This window comes from Variovorax sp. LARHSF232 (genome assembly GCF_052871435.1).
In genome coordinates, this window is the sequence record NZ_JBIXJS010000002.1 from 197,372 (window position 1) to 211,359 (window position 13,988).

14 protein-coding genes are annotated in these 13,988 nt (G+C 66.9%); 4 read left to right on the forward strand and 10 right to left on the reverse strand.

What is annotated here, in order from left to right:
* Positions 1-10: 10 nt before the first annotated feature.
* Positions 11-2,368 carry a bifunctional salicylyl-CoA 5-hydroxylase/oxidoreductase gene (locus ACIPRI_RS06385; protein WP_446620580.1) on the reverse strand — a complete coding sequence of 786 codons (2,358 nt, stop codon included), beginning with the start codon at positions 2,366-2,368 and terminating at the stop codon, positions 11-13.
* Between the two features lie 213 nt (positions 2,369-2,581).
* Here ACIPRI_RS06385 and ACIPRI_RS06390 point away from each other — a divergent pair, with 213 nt between their 5' ends.
* The 3 genes from ACIPRI_RS06390 to ACIPRI_RS06400 all read left to right on the forward strand — a co-directional run bounded on the left by ACIPRI_RS06390 (position 2,582) and on the right by ACIPRI_RS06400 (position 5,790).
* Positions 2,582-4,006, forward strand: coding sequence for an FAD-binding oxidoreductase (locus tag ACIPRI_RS06390; protein ID WP_446620581.1), 1,425 nt, complete (start codon positions 2,582-2,584; stop codon positions 4,004-4,006).
* Between the two features lie 57 nt (positions 4,007-4,063).
* Positions 4,064-4,672, forward strand: coding sequence for a TetR/AcrR family transcriptional regulator (locus tag ACIPRI_RS06395; protein WP_446620582.1), 609 nt, complete (start codon positions 4,064-4,066; stop codon positions 4,670-4,672).
* A 77-nt stretch (positions 4,673-4,749) separates the two neighbouring features.
* On the forward strand, positions 4,750-5,790 hold the full coding sequence (locus ACIPRI_RS06400) for an NADP-dependent oxidoreductase (RefSeq protein WP_446620583.1): 1,041 nt from the start codon (positions 4,750-4,752) through the stop codon (positions 5,788-5,790).
* 6 nt (positions 5,791-5,796) lie between these two features.
* On the opposite strand, the gene ACIPRI_RS06405 is transcribed toward ACIPRI_RS06400, so the two are convergent.
* From ACIPRI_RS06405 to ACIPRI_RS06445, 9 genes are all read right to left on the reverse strand, one after another.
* Positions 5,797-6,696, reverse strand: a complete 900-nt coding sequence (locus tag ACIPRI_RS06405) for a CsgG/HfaB family protein (RefSeq protein ID WP_446620584.1) — start codon at positions 6,694-6,696, stop codon at positions 5,797-5,799.
* A 104-nt stretch (positions 6,697-6,800) separates the two neighbouring features.
* Complete coding sequence (locus ACIPRI_RS06410) at positions 6,801-7,757, reverse strand: ParB/RepB/Spo0J family partition protein (RefSeq protein ID WP_446621060.1); 957 nt, start codon at positions 7,755-7,757, stop codon at positions 6,801-6,803.
* Positions 7,758-7,765: 8 nt separating this feature from the next.
* On the reverse strand, positions 7,766-8,314 hold the full coding sequence (locus ACIPRI_RS06415) for an RBBP9/YdeN family alpha/beta hydrolase (RefSeq protein WP_446620585.1): 549 nt from the start codon (positions 8,312-8,314) through the stop codon (positions 7,766-7,768).
* A gap of 49 nt (positions 8,315-8,363) precedes the next feature.
* The gene (locus ACIPRI_RS06420) at positions 8,364-9,251 is read right to left on the reverse strand and encodes a ParA family protein (protein WP_446620586.1); all 888 of its coding nucleotides are present in this window, start codon (positions 9,249-9,251) and stop codon (positions 8,364-8,366) included.
* A gap of 9 nt (positions 9,252-9,260) precedes the next feature.
* Positions 9,261-9,875, reverse strand: a complete 615-nt coding sequence (locus ACIPRI_RS06425) for a LysE family translocator (protein ID WP_446620587.1) — start codon at positions 9,873-9,875, stop codon at positions 9,261-9,263.
* An 86-nt stretch (positions 9,876-9,961) separates the two neighbouring features.
* Complete coding sequence (gene rsmG, locus ACIPRI_RS06430) at positions 9,962-10,561, reverse strand: 16S rRNA (guanine(527)-N(7))-methyltransferase RsmG (protein WP_446621061.1); 600 nt, start codon at positions 10,559-10,561, stop codon at positions 9,962-9,964.
* Between the two features lie 212 nt (positions 10,562-10,773).
* Positions 10,774-12,720, reverse strand: coding sequence for a tRNA uridine-5-carboxymethylaminomethyl(34) synthesis enzyme MnmG (gene mnmG / locus ACIPRI_RS06435; protein WP_446620588.1), 1,947 nt, complete (start codon positions 12,718-12,720; stop codon positions 10,774-10,776).
* 135 nt (positions 12,721-12,855) lie between these two features.
* Positions 12,856-13,047: a hypothetical protein gene (locus ACIPRI_RS06440; RefSeq protein ID WP_446620589.1), complete on the reverse strand. Its 192-nt coding sequence runs from the start codon at positions 13,045-13,047 to the stop codon at positions 12,856-12,858.
* Between the two features lie 2 nt (positions 13,048-13,049).
* Positions 13,050-13,235, reverse strand: coding sequence for a DUF1328 domain-containing protein (locus ACIPRI_RS06445; protein WP_446620590.1), 186 nt, complete (start codon positions 13,233-13,235; stop codon positions 13,050-13,052).
* A 131-nt stretch (positions 13,236-13,366) separates the two neighbouring features.
* Here ACIPRI_RS06445 and gstA point away from each other — a divergent pair, with 131 nt between their 5' ends.
* On the forward strand, positions 13,367-13,975 hold the full coding sequence (gstA, locus tag ACIPRI_RS06450) for a glutathione transferase GstA (protein WP_446620591.1): 609 nt from the start codon (positions 13,367-13,369) through the stop codon (positions 13,973-13,975).
* Positions 13,976-13,988: the final 13 nt, after the last annotated feature.

Here is a 13,988-nt window from a genome sequence, read left to right on the forward strand (position 1 = left end):
TCCTCTGTGCTCAGACGCCGAGCGCGCGGTTGGCCTGCTCCAGCGGCGAGCCGCCCGCTGCCTGCGCCGCGATGGCGCGCTCGCGTTCGAGATTGCGTTCCAGCTGCATCTTGGCCGCGCGGTATTGCTTGGGCCAGCCGATGTCCGGGTAGCCGATCTTGGCCGATTCCATCAAGGTCCAGGCCGGGTTCGCCAGGTGCGGGCGCGCGACGGCGCACAGGTCGGCCCGGCCGGCCGCAATGATGCTGTTGACGTGGTCGGCCTCGGAGATCGCGCCGACCGCGATGGTGGCAATGCCGGCCTCGTTGCGCACCCGATCGGCAAAGGGCGTCTGGAACATGCGGCCGAACACCGGCTGTTCCTTCTTGCTGACCTGGCCCGACGAGCAGTCGATCAGGTCGGCGCCCGCGGCCTTGAAGGCGCGCGCGATCTCGATGGCGTCGTTCGGCGTGATGCCGCCTTCGACCCAGTCGTGCGCCGAGATGCGCACCGACATCGGCAGATGCTGGGGCCAGGCCTCGCGCACCGCGTGGAACACCTCCAGCGGATAGCGCAGGCGATTGGCCAGCGAACCGCCGTATTCGTCGGTGCGGCGATTGGTCAGCGGCGAGATGAAGGACGAGAGCAGGTAGCCGTGCGCGCAGTGCAGCTCGAGCCAGTCGAAGCCCGCATCCACGGCCCACTTCGTCGAGCGCACGAAGTCGGCCTGCACACGGACCATGTCCTCGCGCGTCATGGCATGCGACCAGTCGCTGATGCCGTCCAGGTACTGCTGCGGCGAGGCCGAGATGAGCGGCCAGTTGCCCTCTTCCAGCGGCTGGTCGATGCCTTCCCAGGCCACGCGGGTGGAACCCTTGGCGCCGGCATGGCCCAGCTGGATGCCGATCTTGGCGTCGCTCTGCGCATGCACGAAGTCGACGATGCGCTTCCAGCCGTCGCGTTGCGCCTCGTTCCAAAGGCCCGGGCAGCCGGGGGTGATGCGGGCGTCGGGCGAGGTGCAGGTCATCTCGGCCATCACCAGGCCGGCGCCGCCCATGGCGCGCGCGCCCAGGTGCACCAGGTGGTAGTCGGACGGCAAGCCGTCCTCGCAGGAGTACTGCGCCATGGGCGAAACCACGACGCGATTCTTCAGGGTGATGCCGCGCACCTTGAAGGGCGTGAACATGGGCGGCACCGCCTGCTGCGTGCGGGCGCGCTGCTTGCCGGCGCGCTCGGCCAGCCAGTCCTCGAAATCTTCGACGTAAGTCTTGTCGCGCAGGCGCAGGTTCTCGTGGCTGATGCGCTGGCTGCGCGTCAGCAGCGAATAGGCAAACTGCTCCGGCGGCAGGTTGACGTAACGGTCCACGTGCTCGAACCATTCGGTGGAGTTGCGCGCGGCGTTCTGGATGCGCAGCACTTCGATGCTGCGCACCGCTTCGTAGTCGCGCAGGGCGCCTTCCAGGTCGCCTTTGGCGCGGCCGATGCAGCGCGCCAGCTCGATCGAATCTTCGAGCGCCAGCTTGGTGCCCGAGCCGATGGAGAAGTGCGCCGTGTGCGCCGCGTCGCCCATCAGCACCACCGGCGCGATGCCGTTGTGATGCACCCAGCGCTTGCACACCACGCGCGGAAAGCGGATCCATTGCGCCGAGCCGCGCAGATGCGAAGCGTTTGAAATCAGCGGATGGCCGTCCAGGTAGCGGGCAAAGAGCTTCTCGCAAAAAGCGATGGCGTCTTCCTTTTCCATCTTGTCCAGGCCCGCGCGTTCCCACACCGCTTGCGGCGTCTCGACGATGAAGGTCGAGTGGGTGTCGTCGAAGCGGTAGGCATGGGCCTGGAACCAGCCATGCTCGGTTTCTTCGAAGGCGAAGGTGAAGGCCTCGAACAGCTTGGTGGTGCCCAGCCAGACGAAGCGGCAGTCGCGCAAGTCGATATCGGGCTGGTAGGTTTGCGCGTACTTGGCGCGGATGCGGCTGTTGAGGCCATCGCTGGCGATGACCAGGTCGGCATCGGCGTACACGGTGTCGTCCTGCACGTCGGTTTCGAAAACCAGCTTCACGCCCACGTCTTCGCAACGCTTTTGCAGGATGTTGAGCAGGCGCTTGCGGCCGATGCCGCAAAATCCGTGACCGCCCGAGCGCATCTTCTGACCGCGGATGTTGACCTCGATGTCGTCCCAGTGGTTGAAGGCATCCAGGATCTGGCCCGCGCTCACCGGATCGGCCAGCTGCAGGTTGCCCAGCGTCTGGTCGGAGAAGACCACGCCCCAGCCGAAGGTGTCGTAGGGCCGGTTGCGTTCCACCACGGTGATCTGGTGCGCGGGGTTCTGCTGCTTCATCAGCAGGGCAAAGTACAGGCCGGCCGGACCGCCGCCAATGCAGACGATGTTCATCGGGTCTCCAGATTGCCGGCTGCGACGTGAGGCGCTGCCAGGCGGATGGTTAGCGTTTAAATGATTCAGTCCTAAACTATTCTAGCGCCAGTCGATCAGATGCGCCAGCCCCGGATTGCGGCATGGGATTGGCCCCCTGCAGACCGGTGCGCCCGTTCGTAGAATGAAAGACCCGCTGATTCGCAGCGCTGCTGCACGGAGACACGTCCCATCATGAACGCCCCCACCGCCGTCACGCACCTGGTGCCCGAGTTCCATCAACGCGAGGTGCCGCAAGTGCTGATCGAGGCGCTGAAGACGCGCTTCGGCCAACAGCTGTCCACCGCGATGGCGGTGCGCGCCCAGCATGGCCGCGACGAATCCTCCTTCGACGTGCCGCCGCCGGCAGCCGTGGTCTTTGCCGAAAGCACGCAGGACGTGGCCGATGCGGTCAAGCTGGCCAGCGAACACGCGGTGCCCGTCATCCCCTTCGGCGTCGGCTCCTCGCTGGAAGGCCATCTGCTGGCGGTGCAGGGCGGCATCAGCATCGACGTGTCGCGCATGAACCGGGTGGTGTCTGTCAACGCGGACGACCTCACCGTCACGGTGCAGCCGGGCGTCACGCGCAAGCAGCTCAACGACGAGATCAAGAGCACGGGCCTGTTCTTCCCCATCGACCCCGGTGCCGATGCCTCGCTGGGCGGCATGACCGCCACCCGCGCCAGCGGCACGAACGCGGTGCGCTACGGCACCATGCGCGAAAACGTGCTGGCGCTGGAAGTGGTGACGGCCAGCGGCGAGGTGATCCGCACCGGCACGCGCGCCAAGAAGTCCGCGGCCGGCTACGACCTCACGCGCCTGTTCGTGGGCAGCGAGGGCACGCTGGGCGTGATCACCGAGATCACCCTGCGCATCTACCCGCTGCCCGAAGCGGTGTCGGCTGCCATCTGCTCCTTCCCGAGCATCGAGGACGCGGTGCGCACCACCATCCAGATCATCCAGTTGGGCGTGCCGATCGCCCGCGTCGAGCTGATCGACCAGCACACGGTGCGCATGGTCAACGCCCATTCCAAGCTGGGCCTGCGCGAAGAGCCGATGCTCCTGATGGAGTTCCACGGCTCGCCGGCCGGCGTGAAGGAGCAGGCCGAGACGGTGCAGGAGATTGCCAGCGATCATGGCGGCAAGGCCTTCGAGTGGGCCAGCACGCCGGAAGAGCGCACGCGCCTGTGGACGGCGCGGCACAACGCCTACTTCGCGGCCGTGCAGTCGCGCCCGGGCTGCCGGGTGATTTCCACCGACACCTGCGTACCGATCTCGCGGCTGGCCGATTGCCTGCTGGATTCGGTGAAGGAAGCCGATGCCAGCGGCATTCCCTACTTCCTGGTGGGCCACGTGGGCGATGGCAACTTCCACTTCGGCTACCTGCTGGATCCGAACGCGCCTGAAGAACGGGTGAAGGCAGAGCAGCTCAATCACGCCCTGGTGTCGCGTGCGCTGGCGCTGGAAGGCACCTGCACCGGCGAGCATGGCGTGGGCCTGCACAAAATGGGCTTTCTGGTGGACGAGGCGGGCGTGGGCGCGGTCGACATGATGCGCACCATCAAGCGCGCGCTCGACCCGAAGAACATCATGAACCCCGGCAAGATCTTCAGCCTGTAGCCCCGCGCCCCATGATGCTCTAGACGACTGGTCTAATCGGCGCTAGAGTGCCGTCCAATGAGCGCTGTTGCCGCCCCCGTCGACGTCCGCCAGCACATCCTCGATGTGGCTTATCCGCTGTTCCTGCGCAAGGGCTTCACGGCGGTCGGCCTGGCCGAGTTGCTCGCCGCCGCCCAGGTGCCCAAGGGCTCCTTCTATCACTACTTCGGCTCCAAGGAAGCCTTTGGCGAGGCGGTGCTGGAGGCCTATTTCACCGAGTACCTGGCGCGCGTGGATTCGCTGCTGGCGGCGCCCGGCAGCGCGGCAGCGCGCCTGATGGCCTTCTTCGACGACTGGCTCGACTCGCAGACCGGCGACGAGGCCCAGAGCCGCTGCCTGGTGGTCAAGCTGGGCGCCGAGGTGAGCGACCTGTCGGAAAGCATGCGCGCCGCGCTCGCCCGCGGCAGTCGCGGCGTCATCCTGCGCCTGGCGCGCTGCATCGAGCAGGGGCACGCCGACGGCTCGGTGCCGGCCGCGCTGACGACGCCGGATGCGCAAGCCGTTTCGCTCTATCAAAGCTGGCTGGGCGCCAGCCTGCTGGCCAAGATCACCCGCGACCATTCGCCGCTGAACACAGTGATGACCAGCACGCGGCAGCTGCTGGGCCTGGCCCACATGTCCGCCTAAAGCGGGAGCGCTTCCATTTGTGTTCCTGCTTTTTTTGCCCGTTTGCTAGACGACCGGTCTAATTCAAAGGAGAAGTCATGCCGAAAGATGCCAACGTGAACCGCCGCTTTGTCCTTGCCAGCCGCCCCCAGGGCGCACCGACGGCACAGAACTTCCGTCTTGAAGAAGGCGAAATCCCGACGCCGGGCGAGGGGCAGGTGCTGCTGCGCACGCTCTACCTCTCGCTCGACCCCTACATGCGCAACCTGATGGACGAGGTCGGGCCGGGCTACGCGCCGCCGGTACCGGTGGGCGAACTCATGGTGGGCGGCACGGTGAACCGCGTCGTGGCCTCCAGACACTCGCAGTTCCACGCGGGCGACCTGGTGCTTGGCAACGCCGGCTGGCAGGACTGGGCGCTGTCGGACGGCCAGGATCTGCTGCCCTTGGGCGAGCAGGCGCAGCCCTCGCTGGCGCTGGGCGGACTGGGCATGCCCGGCTTCACCGCCTACGTGGGGCTGCTCGACATCGGCCAGCCCAAGCTCGGCGAAACCGTGGTGGTGGCGGCCGCCACCGGCGCCGTCGGCTCGGTGGTGGGGCAGATCGCCAAACTCAAGGGTGCGCGCGTGATCGGCATTGCCGGCGGCGCCGACAAGTGCCGCTACGCGGTGGACGAACTGGGCTTCGATGCCTGCCTGGACCGGCGCGATCCGCGGCTGGCCGAGCACTTGGCCGAAGCCTGCCCGCAAGGCATCGACGTCTATTTCGAGAACGTGGGCGGCGCCGTGTTCGACGCCGTGCTGCCGCTCTTGAACATCGGCGCGCGGGTGCCGGTGTGCGGCTTCATCGCGCACTACAACAGCGAAGAAGCGCTGCCGCCCGGGCCGGACCGCCTGCCGCTGCTGACGGCCACCGTGCTGCAAAAGCGCATCCGCATGCAGGGCTTCATCATCCTGGACCACTATGGCGAACGCTTCGACCAATTCCGCCGGGAGATGGGCGAATGGGTCGCTTCTGGCCAGATGAAGCTGCGTGAAGATCAGGTCGATGGCCTCGAAAATGCCCCATCTGCCTTCATTGGACTGCTGGAAGGGCGCAACTTCGGCAAGCTGGTGGTGCGCGTCGCCAACGACGTCTGAAGCCGTCTACTTCTTGGGCGCCGTGGAGCGCTTGGCCCCTGGCGCGGACGTCTGCGAAGGCGCCGCGCCGCCGTCCACGCCAAGCCGGCCGCCACCGCCCAAGCCCTGGCCCTGCACCGTCTGCGCCTTGTACTGGCGCAGCGAGCGAACCATCTGGTTGTAGGCATCCATGAAGGCTGCGGCAATCACCTTGCCCTGGGCGGTGTTGGTGTAGCCGCCCACGCCGCCAGCCGCACTGCCGCCGAAGGCCGCGCCAAAGGCGCCAAAGTCGGTCTTGGCGGCGCTGCCTTCGGAGGCCGCCACCTGCACGCCGGAGCGGTTGTCGATCAGGGTCAGCATGGCGGCCGCCTCCTTGGTCTGCATGCTGCCGCCCACGGCCGAGAGCACACCGCTGTAGCGCCCGCCCACCAGGCCGCCCAGGGCCGCGCCGGCACCGCCCGCATTGCTGTTGCTGAACACGATCTCGGGTGACATGCCGTAGTCGGAGGCCACCATCTGGCCACCGCCGAAGTTGCTGCCCTGGCGCATTTCGCCGGACTGCATCAGCGCGCGTTCACGACCCATGGCGTTCATGCCGGCCGCACCGCGTTCCACCACGACGAAGCAGTTGGACTGCTGGATCAGGAGGCGCAGCAAGTTCGAGGTCGGCGGCAGCTTGTATTCGTTGCGCAGGATGGTGTACCAGCCGGCCTGCTGGTTCTCGATCAGCGAGACGGTGCCCAGCGGTGAGCCGCAGCGCTCCAGCTGTGTGCTGGCGTTGTCGGTGGCGGCACCGGCCGCGCTGCCGGTGGCCATGGTCTTGGCGGAGGCGCTGCCCATCTGCATGTCGGTGGTCTGGCAACCGGCCAGCAGAACAACAGCGGCTGCAGCAGCCACGGCAACCGGCAACTTGGCGGAAAAGGACATGGACACCCCCGGCGATGAATCGTGTGACGGATGAATCGCGAGGCTACAGACGCGCCGCGCCGCCGCCTACTGCCCATGCGCCCAGGGCGCGCGGCTTTGTGGCGCTAGGCCGTTCGGCGGATGCGATCGATCAGGCCATTGAGCGCCTCGATCGATCCGAAGTGGATGGCCAGCTCGCCGCTCTCCTCCACCTTGCCATTGCGGCGGCTACGCTTTTTCACGCGCACCTCCACCTCGGCGGTGAGCAGGTCGGCCAGCTCTTCTTCCACCCGCAGCAGGTCGCGCGATTTCTCGGCGGCGCCACGCGCGGGACGCGGCGAGGACTTGAGGCTGAACTCGGCCGACAGGCGCTTGACCAGCGCCTCGGCCTCCCGCACCGACATCTTCCTGGCGGAGATCTGGTTGGCTGCGGTGATCTGCGTGGCCTTGTCCAGCGCCAGCAGCGCGCGCGCGTGGCCCATGTCGATGTCGCCGGCCATGAGCATTTCCTGCGCCGGCGCCGCCAGGTTGAGAAGGCGCAAGAGGTTGCTGGCCGCGCTGCGCGAGCGGCCGACGGCCTGCGCCGCCAGCTCGTGCGTGAGGCCGAATTCGCTCACCAGCCGCTGCAGGCCCTGCGCCTCTTCCAGCGGATTGAGGTCCTCGCGCTGGATGTTCTCGATCAGCGACATGGCGGCGGCGGCCTCGTTGGGCACGTCGCGCACCAGCACCGGCACCTCGGCCAGGCCGGCCAGCTTGGCGGCCCGGAAGCGCCGCTCGCCGGCGATGATTTCGAACTCGGCATTCTTGGCGCGGGCCGATTCGTCGTCCAGCCGGCGCACCAGGATCGGCTGCATGATGCCCTGCGCCTTGATGCTCTCGGCCAGCTCGTAGAGCGCGCCTTCGTCCATGCGGGTGCGCGGCTGGTAGACACCGGCCACCATGCGCTCGAGCGCCAGGCTGCTGGGGTTGCCCGGCGATGCCGCACCGCCCTCTTCCGCCGCGTCGATGGTGGTGGCGCCGGCGGCCGGTCCGAGCAGCGCTTCCAGGCCGCGGCCCAGACCCTTAGGTTTCTTGGTGACCATCTTCTGCATCAATCTTTCTTCAATTGCTGGAGTTCTTGCAGCCAACGGCGACCTTCGGGCCAATTGCCCAGGCCGGATTCGGCATTGATATGGCCCAGCGGACCGACATCGGAGAAGCGCGCGCCCCAGTCTGCCGCCAGGTGGCGCGAACGGGCAAAGTCGCTGTACGGATCGTTGCTGGAGGCCACGACGTGCGCCGCAAAGGGCAGCCGCTGGCGCCCGATCGGCGACCAGCCGGGAATCAACTGGCGCAGGTCGTCGCGCTCCAGGTCGGCGGGGGCCACCAGCAGCGCGCCGCGCACCTTGTGCGTGTGGCGCGAATGCAAGGCCCAGGCCGCGGCGAGAACGCAACCCAGGCTGTGCGCAACCAGCACCACCGGCCGGTCGGTGGCCAGCACGGCTTCTTCCAGCTGCACCTGCCAGTCGCCGCGCAGCGGTCGCATCCAGTCGTGCTGCTCGACGCGCTTGTCGCCGTACAGGGTCTCCCAGCGGCTTTGCCAATGTTCGGGGTCGCTGTTCTGCCAGCCGGGCAGCAGCAGGACTTGGGTATCGCTCATTCGCGCTATTAAATTGATAGCAAACCAGGCCTGGGCGGCAAGGCGCGGGTTATTTCTGTTCGGCTTCGACGGGGGCGTGGGTCGCAGTTTGCACGGGGGCAACCGGCTGCACGATGGGGGCCGCCGGCGGCTCGGGGGCGAAGCCGGGAGCCGGTGCCGGGGGCATCTTCTCGATCATTTCCTCTGCAAAGGCGACGAAGGCCTGGCTGCCCTTCGCCAGCGGATCGAACACCACGCCCGGCAAGCCATAGCTCGGTGCCTCGGCCAGGCGCACGTTGCGCGGAATGACGGTGTCGAACACCTTCTCGCCGAAGTGCGCCTTGAGCTGGTCGCTCACCTGCTGCTGCAAGGTGATGCGCGGATCGAACATCACCCGCAGCAAGCCGATGATCTGCAGGTTCTTGTTGAGGTTGGCGTGCACCTGCTTGATGGTGTTGACCAGGTCGGTGAGGCCCTCCAGCGCGAAGTACTCGCACTGCATGGGCACGATCACGCCGTGGGCGGCGCACAGGCCGTTGAGGGTCAAGAGGCTCAGGCTGGGCGGACAGTCGATCAGGATGAAGTCGTACTCTGCACCGACCGCGGCCAGCGCGGTGCGCAGGCGCTTTTCGCGGCGGTCCAGCGCCACCATCTCGACCTCGGCGCCGGCCAGCTCACGGTTGGCGCCCAGCACGTCGTAGCCGCAGCCGCCCTCGACCAAGCGATCCGACTTGATCCGGGCCTCGGCCACCGAACTGGACTCGAGCAGCACGTCATAGACGGTCATCTCCAGCTGGCGCTTGTCGACGCCGGATCCCATGGTGGCATTGCCCTGTGGGTCCAGATCGATCATCAACACGCGCTGGCCCAGCTTGGCCAGGCCGGCGGCCAGATTGACGGTGGTGGTCGTCTTGCCGACGCCGCCCTTCTGGTTGGCGATACAGAAAATGCGTGCCATCGCCGTCCGTTAGCTGGAAACGGCGAGCTTGACGCCAAAGCCCACCAGGAAGATGCCGGCCAGCTTCTCCAGCCCACCCGAGATCTTGGGATTGGCGCGGATCCGCTCGGCCAGGAAGTGCGTCAGCAGCACCACGCTCAGGCCGTAGGCGAAGGTCAGCACGGCAATGGTCAGCGCCATGACGCCGAAGGTGCTGAAGCCCTGGTGCTGCGCCGGGTCGATGAACAGCGGGAAGAAGGCCATGTAGAAGACGATGGCCTTTGGGTTCAGCAAGGTGATCAGAAAGGCCTGGCGCAGGAACTGGCGCGGGCGAATGTTCAGGATGGGTGCAGCGCCCGGCTTGGCCAGGATCATCTTCAGGCCCAGCCAGGCCAGGTAGGCAGCACCCAGCCACTGGACAGCATGAAAGGCCGTCGGATAGGCCGCCAACAGCGCGGCCACGCCGGCAACAGCCGCCCACAGCAGGCACTGGTCGCCCAGGATCAGCCCCATGGTGGCGCCCAAGCCACCCTTGACGCCGCCCTTCCCCGTCGAGGTGATCAGCGCCAGATTACCCGGGCCGGGGATGAGAAGGAAGACAACGATGGCGGCGACAAAGGCGCCGTAGTCAGCAATGCCGAACATGGTGGGTCCGATCAAATTTGGGGGAGTCGTTCGAGTCTAAAGCAGCCACCGGCGGATGGCGGGCCTTCGAGGCCCGGAAGGCGCGATTAGCCTTCGCTTTTTCGCGCCCAAACGACGCAGCGCTCGGCATCGAGGCCCGGGACCTGAAGTTGTTCCACGTGAAACACCGCCACGCCCGCCGGCAGTTGAGTCAGCTCGTCGCTCGGCAGCTTGCCCTTCATGGCCATCCAGACGCCGCCCGGCGCCAGCAGTGGGGCGGAGCCATTGAAGAAATCGACCAAAGAGGCAAAGGCGCGTGAGCTGATCACGTCGTAGCTGCCACCCAAGGATTCCACTCGGGTGTGCATGCCGTTGAGATTGGGCAAACCCAGTTCCGCCGACACCTGGCGGATGAAGGCAGCCTTCTTGGCGACGGCATCCACGCAGCTGACCGACAGCTCCGGCCGCATGATGGCAATCACGGCGCCGGGCAGACCGGCGCCCGAACCGACGTCCAGCAGGCGCGTGGCCGCGGGGCACTGATGGTGCAACGGGGCGATGATGGACAGGCTGTCCAGCAAATGGTGTGTCAGCACCTGGGCCGGATCGCGCAGGGCCGTCAGGTTGTAGACCTTGTTCCACTTCAGGATCAGGTCGCCGTAGGCGAGCAGCTTGGCGCACTGCGCGTCGCTCAGGTCAACGCCCATCGCCTGCGCGCCCTCGCGCAGGAGGGCACCACGCGTCGATGCGTTGCCCCCACGCTCGCCCACTGCGTGTGGCTCGCTGCCCCCCAAGGGGGCTTTCGCGCCTTCGGGCGGCCGTGCGGCGCTTGCCGCAGCGTTGCCCCCACGCTCGCCCACTGCGTGTGGCTCGCTGCCCCCCAAGGGGGCTTTCGCGCCTTCGGGCGGCCGTGCGGCGCTCATTCGGCCGTCGCTTCGGCCGTCGCGGCAAAGGCGCGGTAGCCACCCTTGCGCAGATGAATCAGCAGCAATGAGATGGCCGCCGGGGTGACGCCAGAAATGCGCGAAGCCTGGCCCAAGGTTTCCGGGCGATGCTTGCCGAGCTTCTGGCGTACTTCGATGCTCAGGGCCGGAACTTGCGAATAGTCCAGGTCGGCCGGCAGCTTCAGGGTCTCGAAATGGGCGGAGCGTTCCACCTCGTCGTGCTGGCGGTTGATGTAGCCGGAGTACTTGGCAGCGATCTCGAGTTGTTCGATCTCCACTTCGCCCAAGCCGGCGCCCTCCCCGGCCGCGTACTTGCCACCATCCAGGGACATCAGCGTTTCATAGCGCACGTCCGGTCGGCGCAGCAGGTCGGCCAAGTTGTATTCGCGCTCGATGGCTTTGCCCAGCACCCGCTCCGACTCGCTAGCCGGCAGGTTGCGGGGGTTCACCCAGATGGATTTCAGTCGCTCTGTTTCACGTGAAACAGCGTCGCGCTTGCGCGAGAACGCATCCCAACGGGCGTCGTCCACCAGGCCCAGCTTGCGGCCGGCCTCGGTCAGGCGCACGTCGGCATTGTCCTCGCGAAGCTGCAACCGGAACTCGGCCCGGCTGGTGAACATGCGGTAGGGCTCGGTCACGCCCTTGGTGATGAGGTCGTCCACCAGCACGCCCAGGTAGGCCTCGTCACGGCGCGGCAGCCAGGCTTCTTCGCCCCGGCACTGCAGCGCAGCATTGATGCCGGCGAACAGGCCCTGGGCCGCCGCCTCTTCGTAGCCGGTGGTGCCGTTGATCTGGCCGGCGAAGAACAGGCCCTTGATCCCCCGGGTCTCGAAGCTGCTCAGCAGCGCCCGCGGGTCGAAGTAGTCGTACTCGATGGCATAGCCGGGCCGCAGGATGTGCGCGTTCTCCAAGCCTGGCATGGAGCGCACCAGCTGGTACTGGATGTCGAAAGGCAGGCTGGTCGAGATGCCGTTCGGGTAGTACTCGTTGGTGGTCAGGCCTTCGGGCTCGAGGAAGATCTGGTGGCTGTCCTTGTCGGCAAAGCGGTTGATCTTGTCTTCCACGCTGGGGCAGTAGCGCGGGCCGACACCATCGATCTTGCCGGTGAACATCGGGCTGCGGTCGAAGCCCGAGCGGATGATCTCGTGCGTGCGGGCGTTGGTGTGCGTGATCCAGCAAGGCATCTGCTGCGGGTGCATGTCAGCCCGGCCCATGAAGCTGAACACCGGCATGGACGCCGTCGCTCCACCCGGCATGCCATCGCCCGGCTGCTCGGTGCACTTGGAAAAGTCGATGGTGCGGCCGTCCAGCCGCGGCGGCGTGCCGGTCTTCAGGCGCCCCTGCGGCAGCTTGAGCTCCTTCAGGCGTGCCGACAGGCTCACCGCCGGCGGGTCGCCGGCGCGGCCGGCCTGGTAGTTGTCCAGCCCGACGTGGATGCGGCCGTCCAGGAAGGTGCCGGCCGTCAGCACCACGGTGCGGGCCCGAAAGGCGATGCCCACCTGCGTGACGGCGCCAACGACGCGATCGCCCTCCACCATCAGGTCGTCGACCGCCTGCTGGAACAGCTGCAGGTTGGGCTGGTTCTCCAGCCGGCGGCGGATCGCCGCCTTGTACAAGATGCGGTCCGCTTGCGCGCGCGTCGCGCGCACGGCCGGCCCCTTGCTGGAATTGAGGATCCGGAACTGAATGCCCGACTCGTCCGTCGCGATGGCCATGGCCCCGCCCAGCGCGTCGACCTCTTTCACCAGGTGGCCCTTGCCGATGCCGCCAATGGACGGGTTGCAGCTCATCTGCCCCAGGGTCTCGATGTTGTGGGACAGGAGCAGGGTGCGCGCGCCCATGCGCGCCGCGGCCAGCGCGGCCTCGGTGCCGGCATGGCCACCGCCAACGACGATGACGTCAAATTCTTGCGAGTAGAGCATTGGAAAGGGGCGCAAATGACGCTTGCGCTGCGGATCGAAGGGAACCCGCAATTTTAATGGCCCGGGACCCATTGCGCACGCCCCTGCCCCTTCAACCCTTCCCCGCCAGGATGCTCGCCCCTACTGAATCGATTGCTATCGTTTTGATAGCGTTTCGATCGCCACGCGCCCGGCCTCGCGTCCGCGCCTGCGGCGCCCGGCCTGCGCCGCCACCTGCCAGTTGGCCCGGGTGACTTGCAGCACGCGCACCGCGCGTTGCGCCGGCGTCAGCCACGAAGATGGCAGACCCTGTCCGCCACGCAGCCAGGAAATAGATAGCGGTGGCATGTTCAATCGATGGTGTCTTTCACGGCACCCACCCCGAGCGCGGCGAGCACCAGGAAGATGACGGCCAGCACCAGGAAAAGGCCGAACAGGATCTTGGCGATGCCCGCCGATGCCGCCGCGATGCCAGTGAAGCCGAGCGCGCCTGCCACCAGCGCGATCAAGGCAAAGATGAGGGCGTACTTCAACATGGACCCAGCGTAGGCACGACCCGCCCCGCGCCGCATCGGCTCGCCGCGCAATGCCCCGTAGGACAAGTCCTCGGCCTGAAATCGCTAGGATGCGAGCGGCCCTTTTTCTTTGATACAAGGAGATTTTCCGCATGAAGCTTTACTACTCGCCTGGTGCCTGCTCGCTCTCGCCCCATATCGCCCTGCACGAAGCCGGCCTGGCCTTCGAGCCCGTGCTGGCCAGCACCAAGAGCCACAAGCTTCAGGACGGGACCGACTACTACGGCATCAACCCGCTGGGCTACGTGCCGTTGCTCGAACTGGACGACGGCACCCGCCTGCGCGAAGGCCCGGCCATCGTGCAGTACATCGCCGACCTGGTGCCCAACAAGAACCTGGCACCCGCCAACGGCACCCTGCAGCGCTACCGCCTGCAGGAATGGCTGACTTTCATCGGCACCGAGATCCACAAGACCTTCAGCCCCCTGTTCAGCCCCGCCACGCCCGAGGACTACAAGCCGCTGGCCAAGGAAAAGCTGGCCTCGCGCCTGAAATGGGTGGACAGCCAGCTGGAGGGGAAGCAGTACCTGATGGGTGACCACTTCAGCGTGGCCGACGGCTACCTGTTCACCGTGACCAACTGGGCCAAGCCCACCGGCGTCGACCTCTCGGACCTGCCCAATTTGCTGGCCTACCGTGAGCGCGTGGCCGCGCGGCCGGCGGTTCAGGCCGCCATGAAGGCCGAAGGGCTTGGCAAGTAGGCGACAGCGCGGT